General features: G+C 64.0%; 1 protein-coding gene. It reads right to left on the bottom strand.

Features of this window, described 5'->3' with window-relative positions; all coding sequences use genetic code 11:
* The coding region (locus XcuCFBP2542_RS19040; protein ID WP_249027700.1) for an EF-Tu/IF-2/RF-3 family GTPase at positions 1-533 on the bottom strand (533 nt) is incomplete at both ends.

The following is a 533-nucleotide window of genomic DNA, read 5'->3' as shown; positions in this document are numbered from 1 at the left end:
TCGACGTCGTCACGCTTGGTGCCGCGCAGCAGCAGACCGGCGTTGTCGCCTGCCTGGCCCTGGTCCAGCAACTTGCGGAACATTTCCACGCCTGTGACGGTGGTCTTCTGGGTGTCGCGGATACCGACGATTTCGATTTCGTCGCCGACCTTGATGATGCCGCGCTCGATACGACCGGTCACCACGGTGCCGCGGCCGGAGATCGAGAACACGTCTTCCACCGGCATCAGGAACGGACGATCGACGTCGCGGGTCGGCTCCGGGATGAAGGTGTCGAGCGCCTCGACCAGCTTCAGGATCGCCGGCACGCCGATTTCGCTCTGATCGCCGTCCAGCGCCAGACGCGCCGAACCGTGGATGATCGGAGTGTCATCGCCCGGGAAGTCGTACTTGCTCAGCAGCTCACGCACTTCCATTTCGACCAGCTCCAGCAGCTCGGCGTCGTCGACCATGTCGGCCTTGTTCAGGAACACGACGATGTGCGGCACACCGACCTGACGCGAGAGCAGGATGTGCTCGCGGGTCTGCGGCAT

The organism is Xanthomonas cucurbitae, from assembly GCF_002939885.1.
GTDB lineage: Bacteria > Pseudomonadota > Gammaproteobacteria > Xanthomonadales > Xanthomonadaceae > Xanthomonas > Xanthomonas cucurbitae.
Note: the sequence above shows the minus strand (reverse complement) of the source record. Positions and strands in the feature narration are given on the sequence as shown.